Genomic DNA, 18,616 nt, shown 5'->3' on the forward strand with positions numbered 1-18,616 from the left:
GAATGAGAATCGTGATCCTGTACGGCGGTGAGAGCGACGAACGTGATCTGTCCCTGGCCTCGGGCACTGCGGTCGCCGAGGTCCTGCTGGAGCGGGGGGACCAGGTCACGCTGGTGGACCCGCTGTACGGGGCGTTCCCGGTCAAGAGCGAAAGCGATCTGCCGCGCGTCGATCTCACGATGGACCCCCGCGACATCCGTGAGATCCCCGAGCGGCGCCGGTGCCTGGAGGTCCTGACCAGCCCCGAGGTCGTCGAGGAGATGCGGAGGGCGGATCTGGTGTTCGTCACGCTGACCGGGGGCTGGGGCGGAGACGGGCACATCCAGGCGGTCCTGGACATGATGGAGGTCCGCTACACCTGCGCGGGCCCCGCGGCGGCCTCGCACGCCCTGGACAAGACCGTCACCCGGCGGCTGCTGCACTCCTCCGGCGTCCCGGTCGCGCCCGCCGTCGCCACCACGCAGAAGCGGTCGCCCGCGGAGCTGCGCGCCGGCGTCGCCGCGCTGCTGCGGGACGGCCCCGTCGTCGTCAAGCCGGTCCGTGGCGGCGGCAGCCTGCACGTGAAGCTGGTCAGGACGCTCGGGGAACTCGACACGGTCCTGGCCTCGTCCTCGGGCGACCTGCTGTTCGAGAGCTACCTGCCGGGCCGGGAGTTCACCGTGGGCATCATCGGCGACCAGGTGCTCCCGATCATCGAGATCACCCCGGCCGACGCCCTCTACGGCTATGAGGACAAACGCCTGCCCGGCCTCGACGCCCGCGAGTGCCCGGCCCGTCTCACCGAACCCGAGGCACGCACCCTCCGCGCCCTGGCCCTGGCCGCCCACCACGCCATAGGCCTCGACCAGCACACCTGCTCCCGCGTCGACTTCCGCTGCGACCGCTTCGGCGTCCCCCACTGCCTGGAGGTCAACGCCCACCCCGGCCTCACCCCCGTCAGCATGTTCCCCCACGCCGCCCGCGCGGCCGGCCTCACGTTCCCCGACCTCATCACCAAAATCATCGAACTGACCCACCCCGCGCCCACGCGCCCCTGACGCCCGCCGGTGGCAGAACCCGTCACACCGATTTCACGACAGGGAGACGACGGCGCAACCCCCTTCCCCCACACTGGAACGGAACGAGAACGAGAGCCCGTGGGCGACCGGGAATCCGTGGAAATCGCCGAGGCGACCACGTACCGCGCCGACGACCCGGCGGGGACGGCCCGGGAGCGGCCGTCCCCGCATCTCTCTACCGCCGGTACCAGTCGGTGACGTCCCTGCCCTCGTCGTAGGCCTCGGCCCACTCCCGTGCGAAGCGGGGAGTTGTCTCGTGGGCGGGCGAGCGGGCGGGCCACTGCGAGCGCAGCAGGCGCCAGGCGGTCACCGCCATCTCGCGGCGGGGCACGGCGGAGAAGGGCGCGGCGGGCACGCTCTCCCCGTCGCGGCGGCGCGGTGCCAGGGCGGCGAGGCACCGGCGGAGGGCGCGGGGCTCACCCGTGAGACGGGCGTCGGCGAGGCGTTCGTCCTGCGGAACGTGCTCGTCGAAGCCCCGGGCGGCGACGGCGTACATCCGGACGATGTGGGCGAAAACCCGGGGTGCGACGCGCAGCCGGTACCAGCGGTCGGCGGTCACCGCGTTGTAGATGGCGTACGCCGAGCTCCGGTGCTCGATCTCCTCGACCAGATGCCACAGGAACAGCGAGGCGACCTTCGAGTCGCCCTGGTCGAACAGGTCGGCGCGGTGGTCCAGCCACAGGGTGAACATCGGGGTGAACGTGGCCTCGATCGCCGCGACGTAGGCCAGGGCGAACTCCAGGGACTCCGCCGCGTACAGCCGGTCGAAGTCCGCGGCCACCGCGTTCACGGTACGGCGCAGCCCTGGATACCGGCCGATCAGCGCCTCGACGTGCAGGCGGTGGGCCTGGGCGTGGCGGGCCTCCTGCCCGAGGAACGCCTCGGCCTCGGCCAGCACGTCCGGGTCGGTGATGCGCTGCTGCGCCTCGCGGACGGCCATGACGATGAACTTCTCGAAGCCCGGCGACAGGAAGCTCAGGCCGTTGCAGATCAGGGCGAAGCGTGGATTGGCCGGATTCCACTGGAACGGCGTCCGCTCGTCGAAGGCGAAACGGATCCGCCGGACGGTGAGGGAGGTGGAGCCCGGCGGCCCGCTCGCACCGGGCCCGTCCGGGTCAGTCACGGGGCGCGCTCGCCTCGGGGCCCAGGTCGATGCCGAGGGCGTCGGCCATGGTGCGGATCATGTGCTGGACGCCGATCTCGTTCCGGCCGATGATCATGTGGTCGTGCTGGGCGTTGCGGACGCCCTCGCCGCACAGCGGGAGCATGGCGAAGTCCTCGTCCCGGACGGCCGCGTGGACCTGCTCGTAGACGTCCTGGTACATCGCGCGGGTGGCCTCGTCTCCGGCCGGGGCGGTGCCCATCCAGCCGTGCCGCACCGTGCAGGTGGTGGGGCCGTCGTGGGGGAGCAGGTCGATGATCTCGACGCCGACCGGGCTGTTGGCCAGGATCAGGTTCGGATAGACCCAGTAGATGATCCCCATGTTGGAACCGGGGTCGCGGTCCCCACCGGCGGAACCGGCGAGCGCCGTGATCCAGGTGAAGGGGAAGCCCATGCGGTGGTGGCGGCCGAACGCGTCGTGGACCGAGGTGTCGGGCAGCGTGTTCTGGCCGATGACGCTCGAGCCGTGGACGAACGGGAAGTGGTATCCCTCGGCGAAGGCCTCGAGCGCGCCCTTCCAGCTCACGCCGGAGGTGAACTCCCGCGTCTCCAGGTAGCCGTAGCCCGCGTAGCCCCACCGGGCGAGTTCGGCGTCGAGCGGGCCGAGGTGGGCGTCCAGGTCGAGGGGAGCCCCCGCGGTCAGGACGGCCCAGACGAAGCCGTGCCGCTCCTCGGAGGGCAGCTCCACCAGCCCGTAGTCGCTCCTGTCCATCCCGGTGAAGCCCGCCCGGCCGGGGAAGGACGCCAGGCAGCCCTTCGTGTCGTAGGACCAGGCGTGGTAGGGGCAGGTGAAGCGCTTGGCGACGCCCTCTCCGGAGGCCGGGACGGCTCCGCGGTGACGGCAGTAGTTGAGGAACACATGTGCCCGGCCGTCGGCGTCCCTGGTCACGAGCAGCGAGCTGCCCAGGACGGACCGGACGAAGTAGGAGTGCGGCGCGCCGAGCCGGGCGCTCTGCCCGATGGCGAGCGGGGTGCGCCGGAGCAGCGCCAGCTCGCGTTCGTACAGGCCGGGGTCGCGGTAGTAGGTCAGCGGCACCTTCAGGGTGGCCGCCGCCATGTCCGTGGTCCTGGTGGCGGCGAGCTTCAACGCGCGTTCGGTCAGCGACGCGCCGAGCGGTGCCGCGACCGTGCCGGGAGATGCCTGGAGTCCAGTCATGCGACGACCATACATACTTCGTCTGGAGTCTAGTCAAGATGCCTGGTGCTGCTCTTTACTGGGTTTGCCCGGTCCGCACGGGCCGAGATCGCGCCGAGCACGGGAGGTCCGCATGGCCGGTCGGCCGAGCCCCGCGACGGGGTGGGACACCTGCACCGCCGAGTTCGAACGCCTCGCCGCCCAGGTCGGCGGGATCGGCTGCCGCTCTCACCCGTTCGTCACCGTCCGCAGCCCCCTCTCCCTCGACAATGCCTCCCTCGCGGTCATCGAACTACTCCTGGTGGCGGGCGCCGCGGCCGGTCTCGCCCACGCGATCAGGAGCCGGCGCCGCACCGGAGAGCTCGGCGGCCTGGTCGTGTGGTGCTCGGGGGTGCTGTGCCTGCTGCTGATCGAGCCGATCGCCTACTTCCCGCAGTGGTTCGGCCTCGAACGGAGCCTGGGCCTGACGTTCGTCCACAACCAGTTCTCGGTGCAGTTCCTCTACGACCGGCTGCCGCTCTACATCGTCGCGATGTACCCCGCCTTCGCCTATCCGGCGTACCTGCTCGTCCAGCACGCCGGGGTGGCCTCCCGCCGCGGTGGGGCCGTGCTCGGCGCGGCCTGCACCGCTTTCGTCTTCCACTGCTTCTACGAGGTCATCGACCAGGTGGGGCCGCAGCTCGGCTGGTGGGTGTGGAACTACGACGCGCCGTCCGGGCTGCCCAGGTTCGGGGCGGTCCCGTACCTGAACCTCCAGGCGTTCGCGATCGGGATCCCGTTCGGCATCGCGCTGCTGACCCCGCTCGTGGCCAGGCTCCGGCCGCGCTGGGGTCCCGTCCGCCGGGTGCTGGCGGTCTCCTTCGGCACCTGGCCGGTGCTGTTCCTGTCGTCGCTGCCGTCGGTGGTCATCGACCTCGCCGGAGGGAGCGTGGCCTTCGCGCGGATCACCGGGACCTGGCTGCTCGTCGCCGCCACCGGCCTGGCGGCGGCGTGGGCCCTGTCCCGCCCCGGGCTGCGGCCGTCCGGGGCGGATGCGGCCCGCTTCCTGCTGGTCTCCGGCGGTGTCTACCTCGCCGTCGCCGCAGCGATCTGGGCCTACGCCCTGCCCGGGTATCTCGGCGCCCGGCACGGCCTGACCTCCGGCGGCCTGCCGACGGGCGTTCCGGGCTACGCGGCGGGCTGCGCGGTGATCTGCGTCCTGATGCTCGCCAGCGTGCTCGTGCCCCGCCGGGCGGGTGCCGTCCCACCGGACCGGCGGGACCCGGTACGGTGAACAGTTCATGAGGACCCACGGGTGGCGCGGCGATCCACCGCGCGACGACGCCGAGGCCAGGGCGCGGATCATCGCCGCCGCCAAGCGGTGCATCGACCGGTTCGGGCCGAAGGCCAGGCTCGCCGACGTCGCCACCGATCTGGGCGTCACCCGCCAGACCGTCTACGGCTACTACGCCGGCACCGAGGACCTGTTCGTCGCCACCGCGATGAGCGCGGCCGACGGCTTCCTCGACCGGCTCTCGATCCACGTCGAGCCGCTCACCGAGCCCGCGGAGATCCTCGCCGAGGCCATGGCCTACACCTTCATCCGGCTCCCTGACGAGCCCTACCTCGCCATCCTGCTGGCCAGCGGCCACGCCGCCACCTTCACGCAGGGCATCACCTCGCCGACCGCCCGCGCCTTCGGCCGCGCCATCCTCGGCCGCTTCCCCATCGACTGGGACGGCCTCGGCTACACCGATGCCGACACCGACGACCTCACCGAGCTGATGCTCCGGCTCTTCCAGTCCTTCGTCGTCGACCCGGGCAGCCCGCCCCGCACCCCCGAGCAGCTGCGCGCCTACTTCCAGCGCTGGCTGGCCCCCCTCTTCCTCCAGGGCGCCGGGGGAGGGCGCCCGCCGGAGCGGGCGCCCTCGTCGTCATGCGGTGGATCCTAGGTCGGGATGGTGACGTAGGCGTCCTTGCAGTCGGGGCTCTGCTCGCCCACGACCCAGTGCTGGTCGGGGTCGGCGGGGTCGGGCTCGATGAGCCTGCCGGCGGGCTTGATGCAGAGCTGGTAGCGGACGGTCTGGCCGGGGGCGGCGAACGGGGTGTCGGTCCAGCGGATGCGCTGGGGGCTGCCCGCCAGAAGCGAGATCGGCGGGCCAGCGTTGGCCGGGACCGCGGGCAGCGGGGAGGCGCCGAGCATCAGCAGGGGCAGCGCGCCCCAGCCGTCGTTCGGGGTCCAGCGGGCGGCGGCGGTGTCGACGGTCGGGCCCTTGTAGTCCCAGGAGACCTGGGTCGTCGGGGACGGTGCCTGGATGCCGGGGACGGCCGTGAAGTTGGTGGGCGTGGCGCCGGTCCCGCAGTTCGGCCGGAACGCCCAGACGATGCTCCCGGTCGGGATCGGGATCGCGGCCTTGGCGGCGGCCTTCGCGGCGGTGGGAGCCGCGGCCGGTGCGGTGCCGGTCGCGGTGGTCTCGGGGTCGTAGGACAGGGCCGGACGCTGTGCGGCGCCGCCCGGTGGCGCGGTCGAGGTGGTCTGCGCCCTCAGGCTGGAGGCCGAGGTCGGGAGCGCGGTGCGCGGCACCCGGACGAACCTTGGGCGGTAGACCGAGGCGTCCAGGACGGTCTCGTCGATGCAGCTGTCCTGGGCGACGCGGATGGAGTTGGTGTTGTAGCTCAGCACGATCTCGCTGGAGGTGGTCAGCGCGGGCTGCATGCGTCCGGCGTAGCGGAGCAGGTCCACCGACTTGTACACCGGGATGCTGTACAGGTTCGTCGGCGTGCCGCTGAACGAGCCGGGCGTCGTCGAGGCGTAGGCGACGATGTTCTGGCCGTAGTTCTGGGTGATCAGGTAGTAGAGGCTGCCCAGCTTGGCGACGCTGAACTCGCTGAACAGGCCGGCGGGCATGGCGATGTCGGCGATCTGGGTCCAGGGCTGGCCGAACTGGCCGAGCGGGACACGGGCGATGTGGAGCCTGCGGCCCGTGACGCCGCAGCCGGCGTTGAACACGTCCTCGGCGCCGTAGATGTAGGTGTAGGCGCCGTCGTTGAGGATGGCGGTGCCCCAGGAGATGTGCGCGGGGGCGGAGCTCGACGAGACGGTGAAGGAAGCGCTGGTGTTGAGCGTGGGCTGGCCCCCGGAGGGCAGGTCGAACTTCGCCACGTAGGTCGTGAGGGGCTCGCCGAAGATGAAGCAGCCGGACCCGGCGGCGGCGGTCAGGCCGGTGTAGAGGCGGACGAGCTGTCCTCCGTAGACCGCGCCGTCACCGGCCCACAGCTTGTAGCCGAAGCCGGCCGGATTCTCGACCAGCGGCTTGGCGCCCCAGTTGTTGGTCTCGCCGGGCACCGTGACGGTGCTGAGGCTCGCGTTCGCGGCCGTGCCGGAGGCCATGACCATCGAGTTGAAGACTCCGGCCGTCTGGAACGGCGGGTGGATGCCGTCGGAGGTGACGGGGCCGCGGAAGGTGTCGCTGAAGGCGAAGGAGACCCGGCCGTCGGGCAGCCCGACCCCGATGGTGCCGTCGCCGCCGCTCCACTGCCCGATCGAGGTGTTGGTGTTGTTGGCGAAACTCGTCCAGGTGCTGTTGCGGGTCGTGTCCGGGGTCGCGGCCGAGGCGCCGGTGGCCAGCGGCCCGGTCAGCAGCCCGAGGGCCAGAGCCAGCGCGGTCCCCGCGGCGGTGAGCAGGTGGTGACGATGTCTGCGGCTCGTGCGTTTACGGACGTCGTGATGCACGTGATACCCCTTCGTCGATCGATCCCATCGCCCGCCTTCCGCGGGCCGTCCTGCACGCAGCATCATGATCGTTCGGACCGTTCCGCAGCCAGGGCACCCGGACGCCCGCGGATGACCGTTTTCGGTCCGGAGAATCTTGTTTCCAAGGACTCTCGCGGCACCACCTGCGCTTCAGCCGGGCATCGATGCGGAGCGTCGGCGGTGCATCACCGCGAGCTCTTCCGGCGAGAGACCCCGCACCGCCTCATCCCGCGCGAGCCGCAGTTGCTCCACCTCCTCGGCGGACATCGCCGCGCTCGCCTCGCGCCGCCGCCTGGACAGCTCCTCCACCTGCTCCGTAGTGAGCCGACGGTCCATGTCGATCATCCTTTCGATGAGGGGTGCCCGCCGTGACGCTCGCGAACGTCAACCTGATGTCGCTTCTGGGGCTGCACCGGTCGCTGCGCGGCTCGCTGGTCGGGCATCTGACGCATCTGGAGGTCACGGCCTCGCCCGGCGCCGGCCGGATGGCCTCGGCGCTGGAACGGCTCGGGCCGGGGGAGCGGGCGCGACGGTTCTTCACCGGCCTCTCCAGCAGGACGGGCCCCTCGGGATCGACGGTCACAGGGCGCGGATCCGCATCGGAGTACCGCATGAGTCCCTTTGTTTCGTTCCGGAGGAGCGGGCATGGATCGCTATGTCTTCCGCAATTCCCCACAGACGAAGCAGAAGGTGATCCTCATGGGTTTCATGGACAAGCTCAAGAACAGTTTCAAGCGCGAGAAGGGCGCCGCCAAGGAGCAGGTCGGCCGCGACCAGCGCGACCCTTACCTGGAGGCCGAGGGCCGCAAGGAGCGCTACGAGGGCGGCGTGAAGCAGGTCGGCGAGCAGATCAAGGACGCCGCGAAGGAAGCCCGCCGCACGGTCAAGTGATCGCCTCACCCGAAAGGGGCCGTTCCCTCGACAGGGACGGCCCCTTCGCCGTCCGGTGAATGCTCCCGGCGCTCAGATCGTGCCGCTGGAGCGGAGCGATTCGACAGCCTCGGGGGCGAGACCGAGAAGGGCGGTGTAGATCTCGGTGTTGTGCTCGCCCAGTTCGGGGCCGAGGGAGCGGACCTCGCCCGGGGTGCCGGACAGGCGCGGGAAGACGTTCTGCATGGGGAAGTCGCCGAACTCGGGGTGGGCCAGGCGGATGATCGCCTCACGGGCCTTGAAGTGCGGGTCGGCGAGCATGTCCTTGGCGCGGTAGGTGAGGCCCGCGGGGATGCCGTTGTCGTGCAGGAGTTCCAGCAGCGGAGCCGACTCCCTGGTCGCGGTCCACGCCCCGATGAGATCGTCCAGCTCGTCGGCGTTGGCGCCGCGGGCCCCGTGGGTGGCGTAGCGGGGGTCGTCGGCGAGTTCCGGACGCTCCATGAGCTGGGCCAGGCGGGTCCAGATGGTGTCGCGGTTCGCCGCGATGAGGATCGGGCCGTCCTGGGTCGGGTAGACGTTGCTGGGGGAGACGTTGGGGAGGACGGAGCCGGTCCGCTCGCGCTGGTATCCGGCGATCTCCCATTCGGGGACCAGGGATTCCATCAGCGCGAAGACGGCCTCGTAGAGGGCGGAGTCGACGATCTGGCCCCTGCCGGTGCGCCGCCGGGCGTGCAGCGCCACGAGGGTGCCGAGGGCGGCGAACATGCCGGCGAGCTCGTCGCCGAGGGAGATCCCGGCGCGGGCGGGCGGGCTGCCGGGGTCTCCGGTGACGTACCGGATGCCGCCCATGGCCTCACCGATCGAGCCGAACCCGGCCCTCGGGGAGTAGGGACCGTCCTGGCCGTAACCGGTGACCCGGGTGATGATCAAGCCGGGGTTCAGCTCCCACAGCCGCTCCGGGGACAGGCCCCAGCGCTCCAGCGTGCCCGGCCTGAAGTTCTCGACCAGCACATCCGCCTCGGCGATGATCCGCCGCGCCAGGTCCTGTCCGTCCCCGGTGCGCAGGTCGAGCGTCACCGACTTCTTGTTGCGGGCGAGGATCGGCCACCACAGGGACTTGCCGTGCGGCTTCTCCCGTCCCCACTCCCGCATCGGGTCGCCCGTGCCCGGCGGCTCCAGCTTGATGACTTCGGCGCCGAAGTCGCCGAGGAGCTGCCCGCAGAACGGACCGGCGAGAAGCTGGCCCATCTCCACGACGCGAACGTCGCCCAGCGCGCTGAGGGAAGGCCGGGGGTCGGTCATGGTTCCTCCGTCGGGGTGGTGGAAAGGCTGGCGGCGGCCGCGCGCAGATGGGAGAGCATCACCGAGGCCGCCCAGTCGGGGTCGCGGGCGGCCACGGCGTCGACGACCTCGCGGTGGTGGGCCATGCTCCGCGCCATCGTCACCGGGTCGTACCTGCGGAAGGTGTCGAGGATGAGGGGGGCGTGCATGACGGACGTCAGCATCGCCGGGAGGCGCCCGTTGCCCGAGCCGTCGATCAGCGCCGTGTGGAAGCGGGAGTTGAGCCGGGCGACCTCGGCGAGTTCGCCTCGCGCGACGGCCTCGTCCATCGCCTCGCACAGGCCCCGCAGCTTCGCCAGGGCCGCCTCACCGACGCCGACGCGGGCGGCCCGGGCGGCGGCGTAGGGCTCCAGCAGGCAGCGCAGCTCGAAGATCTCCGCGATGTCGGACTCCGACCACCGGGCCACCCGGGCGCCGCGATGCGGCAGGACCTCGACGAGCCCGTCGGAGTCGAGCCGCTGCAGCGCCTCGCGCACCGGGGTGCGCGACAGGCCGAGGGCCTGTGCCAGTTCGGCCTCGCCCAGGCGGGCCCCGGGAAGGATCTCCCGCTCGAGGATCATCCGCCGGAGCGCGTCGTAGGCGGTGTCCGCCGCGCGGCCTCCGGTCGGCATGTGTTCCCCTCTCCTCTGGATGTTGTATGCAATCTAAGGAAGAATCCCGATGGAGACAAGCACTGTCCAGGGACTGGGACAAACATTGCATACAAACTCGCACATCACAGTGCTGGAGGTCGGGCCCCGCGACGGGCTGCAGAACGAGGAGCGGGTCCTGTCGCCCGACGACCGGATCGCCCTCATCGAGCGCTGCGCCGCGGCCGGGGCCCGCCGGATCGAGGCGGTCTCGTTCGTGCACCCCGGCCGGGTGCCCCAGATGGCGGGCGCCGAGGAGGTCATGAAGGGCGTCCCGCGCGGCGCGGGAGTGTCCTACAGCGGGCTCGTCCTCAACCGCCGCGGCCTGGACCGTGCCCTGGCCGCCGGGGTCGACGAGGTGAACGTCGTGGTGGTCGCCTCCGACACCTTCTGCCGCCGTAACCAGGGCTGCACCACCGACGAGGCCCTCGCCGCCTGGGACGTGATCGCCGCGGCGGCGCACGACGCGGGCGTGCCCGCCGGGATGACGATCGCTGCGGCCTTCGGCTGCCCGTTCGAGGGCGAGACACCGCCGGAGCGCGTCGCGGAGATCGCTCGCAGGGCCGAGGCCGCGGGCGCGTTCGAGGTGGCGCTGGCCGACACGATCGGGGTGGGGGTGCCCGCCCAGGTCCGCGATCTGGCCCGCCGCACCCGCGCGGCCGCCTCCTCGGCGGCGCTGCGCTTCCACTTCCACAACACGCGCAACACCGGCTACGCCAACGCCCTCACCGCCGTCGAGGAGGGTGCGGCGGTCCTGGACGCCAGCGCGGGCGGCTTCGGCGGCTGCCCGTTCGCCCCCGCCGCCACGGGCAACATCGCCACCGAGGACCTGCTCTACGCCCTGGAGCGCAGCGGCGTCGGAACGGGCATGGACATGGCCGCGATCGCCGAGACCGGCACCTGGCTGGGCACCCTGCTCGGCAAGCCCGCCCCGGCTCTCCTCGGCCGCGCGGGGCCCTTCCCCTCCTGAACGGTGTCCGCTCGAAAGGTCAGGGGGCGGGCGGCAGGCCGAGGGCCCGGATGTTCAGGGCGTCCAGGGTGTCGAGCAGCCTGCCGGTGGCGTCGGAGTCCTCCTCGCCCTGGACGAACCACAGATAGAGGGAGTGGTCGACCATCGCCGCGAGGGCGCGGGCCGTCATCTCGGGGTCCAGGGCGGCGTCGACCAGGCCCTCACCCTGCCAGCGTTCGATCGCGCGGGCGGAACGGGCGACGGCGGTGGCGCGGTGCTTGCGCCGCAGCTCCTTGAACTCCTCGTTGAACGTGGCGACCTGCTCGATGATCGCCATGATCTTGGCGTTGCGCAGGTAGCCCTCGTAGTACTCGCGGTTGGCGCGGCGGATCCGGTCGGCGGGCTCCCGGCCGGGGGAGGGGAAGCGATGCGCCGTCATGTCCGCGAACAGGCGGTCGGCGACCTCCAGGAAGATCGCTTCCTTCGAGGGGAAGTAGGTGTAGAAGGAGCCGTAGGCGACCGCGGCGTGCCGGGCGATGTGGCTGACCCGGGTGTCGATGAACCCGCGCTCCTCGAACACCTCGCGCGCGGCGGCGATCAGCTTCTCCCGGGTCCGGATGCCCCGCTCGGTGAGTGGCGTATCGCCGCTGTCCATGGGCGGTCCCTTTCCTCGCGCGTTCCCCGTGGGGGTTGACAATCCGATGATCGCAGGAACATGATCCGAGCGTCGGCCAACTTGATATGACTGTCAAGTCGCCTTGGTGGAGAAGGAGACAACATGACGCCCCCCGTCGCCAACACCGAGTTCGAGCTCGGCGGCATCAACCACCTCGCCCTGGTCTGCGCGGACATGCGGAGGACCATCGACTTCTACTCCGGTGTCCTCGGCATGCCGCTGGTGAAGACCCTGGACCTGCCGAACGGCATGGGCCAGCACTTCTTCTTCGACTGCGGCGGCGGCAACTGCCTGGCCTTCTTCTGGTTCCCCGGCGCCCCCGACGGCGTCCCGGGTCTCTCGGCCCCCGCCACCCGTCCTGAGCAGGGCGAGCTGGTCAGTGCCACCGGCTCGATGAACCACGTGGCCTTCCATGTGCCCGCCGGCCGGTTCGAGGAGTACCGGACCAGGCTCAAGGCCAAGGGCGTCGCCGTCAGCCCGATCCTCAACCACGACGACAGCCCCGCCGGTGTCGCCCGCACCCCGCACGAGGGCGTCTTCGTCCGCTCCTTCTACTTCCAGGACCCCGACGGGGCCCTGCTGGAGTTCGCCTGCTGGACGCGCGCGTTCACCGACGCCGACGTCTCCCACCCGCCCCGCACCGCAGCCGACCGCACCGCCCCCGCCCCCACCCCAGCCTGAGAGGACACACCATGCCACGTCTCCGCGAAGTGCCCCGCGCCGAGGTCACCGACGAGCAGATCCTCTTCTTCTACGACCATCTGTTCGCCCCGGACCGCGACCCCGCCGTCGACCACGGCACCGCCACCGGCAGCCCCGGCGACTGGTGGACGGTCTTCGCCAACTCCCCCGACGTCTTCCGGCACGCCGTGCGCGGCTTCGCCCTCTACCGCAACGCCGCCCTCGATCCGGTGCTGCGCGAGCTCGGCCAGTGCCGGGCGGGCTGGGCACGCGGCAGCCAGTTCGTGTTCTCCCAGCACTGCAAGCAGATGCGCGCCCTCGGCATGCCCGAGGAGAAGATCGCGGGGATCCCGTACTGGCAGACCGCCGAGTGCTACACCCCGCTGGAGCGCGCGGTCCTCGCCTACACCGACGGCATCGTCCTGGACGGCGGCCGCGTCGCCGACGAGGTCTTCGCCGTCCTGCGCAAGGAGCTCACCGACGCCGAGATCCTCCAGCTCACCTACATCACCTGCCTGTACGAGATGCACGCGACGATGTCCAAGGTGCTGAGGCTGGAGTTCGACGACCGTCCCGAGCCGATCATCGAGGTCGCCGCGCCGGAGGGCTACGGAAACCGGGACATCTCCGCCGACCTGGCGGGGGAGGGCTGATCCACTTCCCCGTGCCGGACCCGGTGGCGGCCCGCGCGAGGCGTTGACAGCCGGCGGCGGGCGAGCGACAGTGATCGTCCGCGGGGCGGAGGAGGAGAACATGGTCACGCCGCCGGTACCCCGGGTGACGGGCGGGCGCACTTCGCTGCCCGGCGCCGGGCAGCACTGGATCGACCAGATCCTGCGCCACGCCCACCAGTCCCCGGAGCGGATCGCGTTCCGGTTCGGGGAGCGGGCGATCACCTGGGACGCCCTCAACCGCAGGATCCGCCGGTTCGCCGGCGCCCTCGCGGCGGCAGGGGTGGGGCCGGGCGACCGGGTGGCGGTCCTCATGGGCAACCGCCCGGAGATGATCGAGACGGTGCTCGCCGCGAACGTGCTCGGCGCGATAGCGGTCCCGGTGAACTTCCGGCTGACCGCCCAGGAGGCGGCCTACGTCCTGGCCGACTCCGGCGCGGTCGCGCTGGTCGCCGACGCCGACCTCGCCCCGCTCGCCGCCTCGGTGCGGGGGTCGCTGTCGGGACCGGCCGTGTTCGTGGCCGCGGGCGGGGCGGCGGACGCCCTGTCCCATGAGGCGATCATGGAGGGGCCGGACCTTCCCGTGCCGGCCGTGCTGATCGACGAACGGGCCCCCGCCCTGATCATGTACACCTCCGGCGCCACCGGACGGCCGAAGGGCGCGGTGCTCTCCCACCTGAATCTCCACGCCCAGGCCGGAACCGTGATCCGGCACTGGCGGCTGTTCCGCGACGACGATGTGAACCTGTGCGCGTCGCCGATGTTCCACATCGCGGCCATCGGCTCGATCGCCCCGATGATCGCGCTCGGCGGCACCACGGTGATCATGCCGAGCGGGCGGTTCGACCCCGGGGGGCTGCTCGGGGCCGTCGAGCGGTGGAGCGTCACCCATCTGTTCCTGGTTCCGGCCCAGTGGCAGGAGCTCGTCGCGCTGCCGGAGGCCGGACGCCGCGCCGCGTCCCTGCGGGTCATGTGCTGGGGCGCCGCGCCCGCGAGCGTCACGCTCCTGACGGCGATGGCGGAGGCCTTCCCCGGCGTCGCCAACGTCGCGACCTTCGGCCAGACCGAGATGTCGCCAGTGACCTGCGTCCTGGACGGAGACGACGCCCTCGCCCGGATCGGCTCGGTCGGCAGGCCCGTCGCGACCACGAGCGTCCGGATCGTGGACGACGCCATGAACGACGTGCCGCGCGGCGAGGTCGGCGAGATCGTCTACCGCGGCCCCGGCGTCATGACCGGCTACTGGAACGACCCGGCGGCCACCGCCGAGGCGCTGAGAGGCGGCTGGTTCCACTCGGGCGACCTCGTGCGCGAGGACCCCGACGGCTTCCTCTACGTCGTCGACCGCAAGAAGGACATGATCATCTCGGGTGGGGAGAACATCTACTGCGCCGAGGTCGAGAACGCTTTGGCCGCCCACCCGGCCGTCGCCGACGTCGCCGTCGTGGGCGCCCCGCATCCCCGCTGGGGCGAGACCCCGGTGGCGGTCGTCGTCGCGCGGGACCCGTCCGCCCCGCCCTCGCTCGACGACCTCACCGCCTGGTGCCGCGACCGACTCGCCCCCTACAAGAAGCCGACCCGCCTGCTCCTCGTGGACGCCCTGCCCCGCAACGCCTCGGGCAAGGTGCTCAAGCCCGCCCTCCGCGCCCTCCTGTGAGCGGGCTCAGGCGGGGGTGGCGAAGTTCTGGGTCCACCAGAGTTTGCCGTCGCCGCTCGCGATGCCGACGCCGACCTGGGTGTAGGCGCAGTTGAGGATGTTCGCGCGGTGGCCCGGGCTGTTCATCCACATGGTCATCACCCCGGACGGGGCGGGGGCGCCGACCGCGACGTTCTCCGACCAGGCGCCCCATCGGTAGCCCTGGGCGGAGATGCGGTCGCCGGGGCTGCTGCCGTTCGCGCCGGTGTGGGTCATCTCCCGGCGCCGCGCCATCTCCGCGGAATGGGCCTGGGCGGACCTGGTGAGGCGCGGGTCGGTGGTGACCGGGCGGCAGCCCTTCTTGGAGCGTTCGGCGTTGACCAGGCGGACGACCTCGTCCGCCGGGGTGGCCGCACGCGTCGGCGGCGGTGGGGCCGAGCGCCTGAGCAGCCGGGGCGGCGTCTCCACCGAGGTGGGGGAGGGAGTGACGGCCGTGGGCGCGGAGGTCACGGCGGGTGCGGCGGCCGGTGGCGGGTCGTCCGGCCGCAGGACCCAGATGAGGGCCGCCACGAGCAGGGTGCCCGCGGCGACCGCGGGCACGAGCGCTCCGCGGCCCGACGGGAGCGCGTGCGCGGCCGACACGGGCCTGACGGGGACGGTGAGCTGGGGCGGCGGGGGCACCAGCAGCATCCCGGCGAGCAGCGTCTCGGCGGGCCGGAGCGCGCCGCGACGGCCTCCGCAGGCCTGGCAGGAGCGGATGTGCCGGGCGAACCTCTTGCGCCAGACGGGCGCGGGCCGCCCGTCCCAGCCGGCGGTGAGCTGCTCCAGCTCGGCGCAGACGCCGGCCGTCGCCAGGGCCGCGACCACGCTCCTGGCGACGTCGAGATGGTCCTTGAGCCGGTGGACCCGCACGGCGGCGTGCGCGGGCGACACCTCCAGCGCCTCGGCGAGCTCGGCGCGGGTCAGCTCCCCCGACGCCTCCAGCCACCACAGGGCGAGCAGATCCCGGTCGGCCTCCTCCAGCCAGCGGGTGGCCTCGGCCAGCTCCTGCCGCTGCTCGGACAGGCCGAGACGGGTGATGGCCGTCTCGGCGAAGTCCGGGTCGGCGGGCTCGGGAACCGACTCGAGCGCGACGGCCCGCGCCCGGTCCGGCGCCGTCCAGCGCCGCCGGACCTGGTTCATCGCGATCGTCACCAGCCAGCCGCGGAACCGCTCCGGCTCCCGCAGCCCGCCCAGCCCGCGCAGGGCCCGCAGCAGGGTGTCCTGGACGACGTCGTCGACGTCGTCGCGCCCGTCGAGGGCCCGCCCCACCACGTTGTAGACGAGGGGAAGGCTGTGGACCATGAGCTGGTCCCTGGCCGCGGGGTCTCCCGCCTGCGCGGCCATGACCAGCTGCCGCTCGCCCGCTTCCACACGCCCTCCTCTCGGCTCGCCGGGTCAGGACCGGCCGAAGTTCTGGGTCCAGTAGTTGTCGTACCAGCCGACGCCGAGCGCCTTCAGGTCGCAGTTGAGGATGTTCGCGCGGTGCCCGGCACTGTTCATCCAGCCGTCCATGACGGCCTTCGCACTCGTGTAGCCGGCGGCGATGTTCTCGGCGGCGCCCCCGGTGTAGCCGGTGCGCTTGATCCGGTCCCACGGCGAGCTGCCGTCCTGGGAGGTGTGGGAGAAGTAGTTGTTGACGGCCATGTCCTTGGAGTGCGCCCGCGCCGAGATCACCAGCTTCGGCTCGCGCCGCAGGGCCGGGCAGCCCGCCTTGGCGCGCTCGGCGTTGGTCAGCACGAAGACCTGCTCCTCCCTGGAGTTCATCGTCGTGGAGCCTACCGGCGGCGCCTGCGACGGCTTGGGGGTGGGCCGCGTCGAGGACGGCTTCGGCGTGGGCTTCGGCCGCGTGCTCGTCTTCACCGGCTTCGGCGTGGGCACCGGCCTGGCCGGAGTCTTCTTCTTCACCGCCTTCGTCTTCGTGGGCGTGGCCTTGGGGCTCTTCGCGTCCTCGGCGGGGCCGGTCGTGGGCTCCTCGGTGGGATCCGCGACCTCCTCCGGCTGGCTGGACACCGGAGAGACGTCGGCCTCGGGCGGCAGCGCGACCGGCTTCTCCGACGGCCCGCACCCGGCCAGCACGACCACCACGGCACCCAACGCCAACGACCTGGAAAGGACTCTCATGTTCACCCGCACTGCTCTCACCTCTGGACAAGTGGATCGACACTCTCAAGACCCCGCTCCTACAGGAGGATTACCGAAATATCGCCAGAAAAGTTCAGACGCCCGTAGTCCTACGGCGGGTACACGGCGCGTCGAGGAGCGGAGGAGGATCTCCGCCTCGATCGCCGCGTCGTCCAGGAAGAGGAGGCGTTCGGGCCTGCGGTCCTGAGCGCGGTAGGGGATCCACCGTTCTGGAGCTTGACGGCGTGGTGGAGCGGCCTGTCGGGATCGCCCGAGGCGACGGCCTCGGGACAAGCGGCTGGGTCAGGGACTCGGCGAAGTCAAGGAACTCCCCGGTATCCACGGGACGCCGTGAGCTCGTCCCGCTGCCCGGAAAAAGGCCCTCGAGAATGTTCGCCCCCCGCGACAGAAGCGCATGCCGATGCCTCGCCTGCGGAATTCCACTGCGATACCCGGTCTCCTTGGTGATCACATCCTGCTCGAGAATCGTGACCCCGGAAAAATGGCCGGCCAGAACCGAGCGGCCATCAGGCCCCCGAATCCCGCTCCGGCCACCACGGCATGGCCGGTCATCGTCATCATCCTCGACTTCGACGAAGAAGCCCTGGTCCCGGGAGGTGAGAGGCCTCACTGGACGACCGTGGTGCAGGACGATCCCGAATGATCAACAATTCTGATGGGGGGCTGGATATCGCCCGATGGCCGTCCTTGGAATTCCTTTGGATGTGAGGGATGAGAGTGTTTCCGGAGGCTCCGGAAATGTCGCGATGCAAGCCGTTCCAAGGGATGGGGAGAAGCGCTCGCCGCTGGCCGACGAGGGCGACGTCGTCGGTTGACGCACGGCGAGACGCAGGATCTTGGTGTGTCGTGGCCGAACCCTCGCCGACCTGCGTGTGTCCTGTTGCTTCGGACTTACCGCCCGGTAGTGTGACTGCCCGTCCCATGAGGTTCTTTCCACCCCGGAGTTGCGCAGATGCGTCGTCGAGCTGTGCTGTTGGCCGTTCCCGTTGTGCTGGGCGCGTCGTTGGCGGGGTGTAGCGGTGGGTCGGCGGAGCCCGAGGTGAAGGTGAAGGGGTCCTTCGGGGCGCGTCCCGAGGTGGAGTTTCCCAAGAAGTCGTCGCCGGACGGGAAGCTGGCCCTGTCGACCCAGATCAAGGGCGACGGCGCGAAGGTCGCCGACGGGGATCTCGTGATCGCCAAGTACGTGGGCTACGCGTGGCGGAAGGCCTCCGACCCGAAGCTGCTGGGGAGCAGCTACCAGGGCGCGGGGCCGGGTGCCTTCCCCTCCTGGAACCTGGTGCCGGGGCTGAAGAAGGCGCTGGTCGGGTCGAAGGTCGGCAGCCGGGTGGTGGCCGTCATCCCGCCCAAGGAGGGCTACGGCACCCAGGGGTCGGCGCGGCTCCAGGTGACGGGCGAGGACACGCTGGTCTACGTCCTGGACGTCGTCGGCACCTACCCCAAGGGAGCCTCGGTCGAGGCGCCGAAGGCCCTGGACGAGGCCGGTCTCCCGACGGTCTCCGGCGACGCGGTCCCCACGATCGGGATCCCGAAGGGCGCGGCCCCCTCGAAGCTGACGGTCCGGGCGCTGACCCAGGGCACCGGGGACACGGTGCGGTCCGGCCAGCTCCTGGCGATCCAGTACGTCGGGGCGCTCTGGCGCAACGGGAAGGTCTTCTCCTCCTCCTGGGGCGACAACAAGGTCTACGCCGCGGTGATCGGCGCCGAGCGGGTCATCAAGGGCTGGGACGAGGCCCTGGTCGGCCAGAAGGTCGGCAGCCGCCTCCTGGTGATCACCCCGCCGGCCATGGCGTACGGGGCGAAGGGCCAGAAGGGGCTGCCGAAGTACGGCATCAAGTCCGGCGACACCCTCGTCTACGTGATCGACGTCCTCGGCGCTTACTAGAGGCGCGTA

At 71.5% G+C, this 18,616-nt stretch carries 18 protein-coding genes and 1 pseudogene; 10 read left to right on the forward strand and 9 right to left on the reverse strand.

Translation table 11 applies throughout. The features are described 5' to 3' along the window. The first annotated feature begins 2 nt into the window (after positions 1-2). Complete coding sequence (locus tag ABD785_RS10105; protein ID WP_344825198.1) at positions 3-1,037, forward strand: D-alanine--D-alanine ligase family protein; 1,035 nt, start codon at positions 3-5, stop codon at positions 1,035-1,037. A gap of 196 nt (positions 1,038-1,233) precedes the next feature. Here ABD785_RS10105 and ABD785_RS10110 read toward each other — a convergent pair whose 3' ends face one another. Together ABD785_RS10110 and ABD785_RS10115 are read right to left on the reverse strand one after the other, a co-directional pair. Then, positions 1,234-2,181, reverse strand: a complete 948-nt coding sequence (locus tag ABD785_RS10110) for a metal-dependent hydrolase (protein WP_344825201.1) — start codon at positions 2,179-2,181, stop codon at positions 1,234-1,236. Further along, positions 2,174-3,376 carry an aromatic ring-hydroxylating oxygenase subunit alpha gene (locus ABD785_RS10115; RefSeq protein ID WP_344825204.1) on the reverse strand — a complete coding sequence of 401 codons (1,203 nt, stop codon included), beginning with the start codon at positions 3,374-3,376 and terminating at the stop codon, positions 2,174-2,176. The genes ABD785_RS10110 and ABD785_RS10115 overlap by 8 nt, the downstream gene beginning before the upstream one ends. Before the next feature lie 112 nt (positions 3,377-3,488). Between ABD785_RS10115 and ABD785_RS10120 the strand changes: the two genes are divergently transcribed. Then, complete coding sequence (locus tag ABD785_RS10120; RefSeq protein WP_344825206.1) at positions 3,489-4,628, forward strand: DUF7802 domain-containing protein; 1,140 nt, start codon at positions 3,489-3,491, stop codon at positions 4,626-4,628. Positions 4,629-4,635: 7 nt separating this feature from the next. Then, positions 4,636-5,286: a TetR/AcrR family transcriptional regulator gene (locus ABD785_RS10125; RefSeq protein ID WP_344825209.1), complete on the forward strand. Its 651-nt coding sequence runs from the start codon at positions 4,636-4,638 to the stop codon at positions 5,284-5,286. Here the strand turns inward: ABD785_RS10125 and ABD785_RS10130 are convergent. Beyond that, positions 5,283-7,067 (reverse strand): glycoside hydrolase family 183 protein, encoded by a 1,785-nt coding sequence (locus ABD785_RS10130; RefSeq protein ID WP_344825212.1) that lies wholly within the window; start codon positions 7,065-7,067, stop codon positions 5,283-5,285. The two genes, ABD785_RS10125 and ABD785_RS10130, sit on opposite strands and share 4 nt — an antisense overlap. Before the next feature lie 171 nt (positions 7,068-7,238). Continuing rightward, positions 7,239-7,433, reverse strand: coding sequence for a hypothetical protein (locus ABD785_RS10135; RefSeq protein WP_344825215.1), 195 nt, complete (start codon positions 7,431-7,433; stop codon positions 7,239-7,241). A gap of 23 nt (positions 7,434-7,456) precedes the next feature. Between ABD785_RS10135 and ABD785_RS10140 the strand changes: the two are divergent. After that, positions 7,457-7,618 (forward strand): annotated as a pseudogene (locus ABD785_RS10140) (iron-containing redox enzyme family protein); the annotation flags it as partial. A gap of 115 nt (positions 7,619-7,733) precedes the next feature. Then, entirely contained in the window at positions 7,734-7,979 is a 246-nt protein-coding gene (locus ABD785_RS10145; protein WP_344825638.1) for a CsbD family protein, read from the forward strand. A 72-nt stretch (positions 7,980-8,051) separates the two neighbouring features. On the opposite strand, the gene ABD785_RS10150 is transcribed toward ABD785_RS10145, so the two are convergent. Continuing rightward, entirely contained in the window at positions 8,052-9,260 is a 1,209-nt protein-coding gene (locus ABD785_RS10150; protein WP_344825218.1) for a CaiB/BaiF CoA transferase family protein, read from the reverse strand. Then, positions 9,257-9,910 carry a GntR family transcriptional regulator gene (locus ABD785_RS10155; RefSeq protein WP_344825220.1) on the reverse strand — a complete coding sequence of 218 codons (654 nt, stop codon included), beginning with the start codon at positions 9,908-9,910 and terminating at the stop codon, positions 9,257-9,259. Before ABD785_RS10155 ends, ABD785_RS10150 begins: the two co-directional genes overlap by 4 nt. Before the next feature lie 49 nt (positions 9,911-9,959). On the opposite strand from ABD785_RS10155, the gene ABD785_RS10160 reads away from it, so the two are divergent. Continuing rightward, on the forward strand, positions 9,960-10,898 hold the full coding sequence (locus ABD785_RS10160) for a hydroxymethylglutaryl-CoA lyase (protein WP_344825223.1): 939 nt from the start codon (positions 9,960-9,962) through the stop codon (positions 10,896-10,898). A gap of 19 nt (positions 10,899-10,917) precedes the next feature. Here ABD785_RS10160 and ABD785_RS10165 read toward each other — a convergent pair whose 3' ends face one another. After that, complete coding sequence (locus ABD785_RS10165) at positions 10,918-11,532, reverse strand: TetR/AcrR family transcriptional regulator (protein WP_344825226.1); 615 nt, start codon at positions 11,530-11,532, stop codon at positions 10,918-10,920. Between the two features lie 123 nt (positions 11,533-11,655). Between ABD785_RS10165 and ABD785_RS10170 the strand changes: the two genes are divergently transcribed. From ABD785_RS10170 to ABD785_RS10180, 3 genes are all read left to right on the forward strand, one after another. Continuing rightward, a complete protein-coding gene (locus tag ABD785_RS10170; protein ID WP_344825229.1) occupies positions 11,656-12,234 on the forward strand; it encodes a VOC family protein in 579 nt (192 codons plus the stop codon). Between the two features lie 11 nt (positions 12,235-12,245). After that, entirely contained in the window at positions 12,246-12,887 is a 642-nt protein-coding gene (locus ABD785_RS10175) for a carboxymuconolactone decarboxylase family protein (RefSeq protein ID WP_344825232.1), read from the forward strand. 100 nt (positions 12,888-12,987) lie between these two features. Next, positions 12,988-14,562, forward strand: coding sequence for an AMP-binding protein (locus ABD785_RS10180; RefSeq protein ID WP_344825235.1), 1,575 nt, complete (start codon positions 12,988-12,990; stop codon positions 14,560-14,562). Positions 14,563-14,568: 6 nt separating this feature from the next. Here the strand turns inward: ABD785_RS10180 and ABD785_RS10185 are convergent, their stop codons facing one another. Both ABD785_RS10185 and ABD785_RS10190 read right to left on the reverse strand, forming a co-directional pair. Next, positions 14,569-15,954, reverse strand: coding sequence for a sigma-70 family RNA polymerase sigma factor (locus tag ABD785_RS10185; protein WP_344825237.1), 1,386 nt, complete (start codon positions 15,952-15,954; stop codon positions 14,569-14,571). Between the two features lie 24 nt (positions 15,955-15,978). Further along, the gene (locus ABD785_RS10190) at positions 15,979-16,668 is read right to left on the reverse strand and encodes a CAP domain-containing protein (RefSeq protein ID WP_344825629.1); all 690 of its coding nucleotides are present in this window, start codon (positions 16,666-16,668) and stop codon (positions 15,979-15,981) included. Between the two features lie 1,096 nt (positions 16,669-17,764). On the opposite strand from ABD785_RS10190, the gene ABD785_RS10195 reads away from it, so the two are divergent. Next, positions 17,765-18,607: an FKBP-type peptidyl-prolyl cis-trans isomerase gene (locus tag ABD785_RS10195; protein ID WP_344825240.1), complete on the forward strand. Its 843-nt coding sequence runs from the start codon at positions 17,765-17,767 to the stop codon at positions 18,605-18,607. Positions 18,608-18,616: the final 9 nt, after the last annotated feature.

This window comes from Actinocorallia longicatena (assembly GCF_039534125.1).
Lineage (GTDB): Bacteria > Actinomycetota > Actinomycetes > Streptosporangiales > Streptosporangiaceae > Actinocorallia > Actinocorallia longicatena.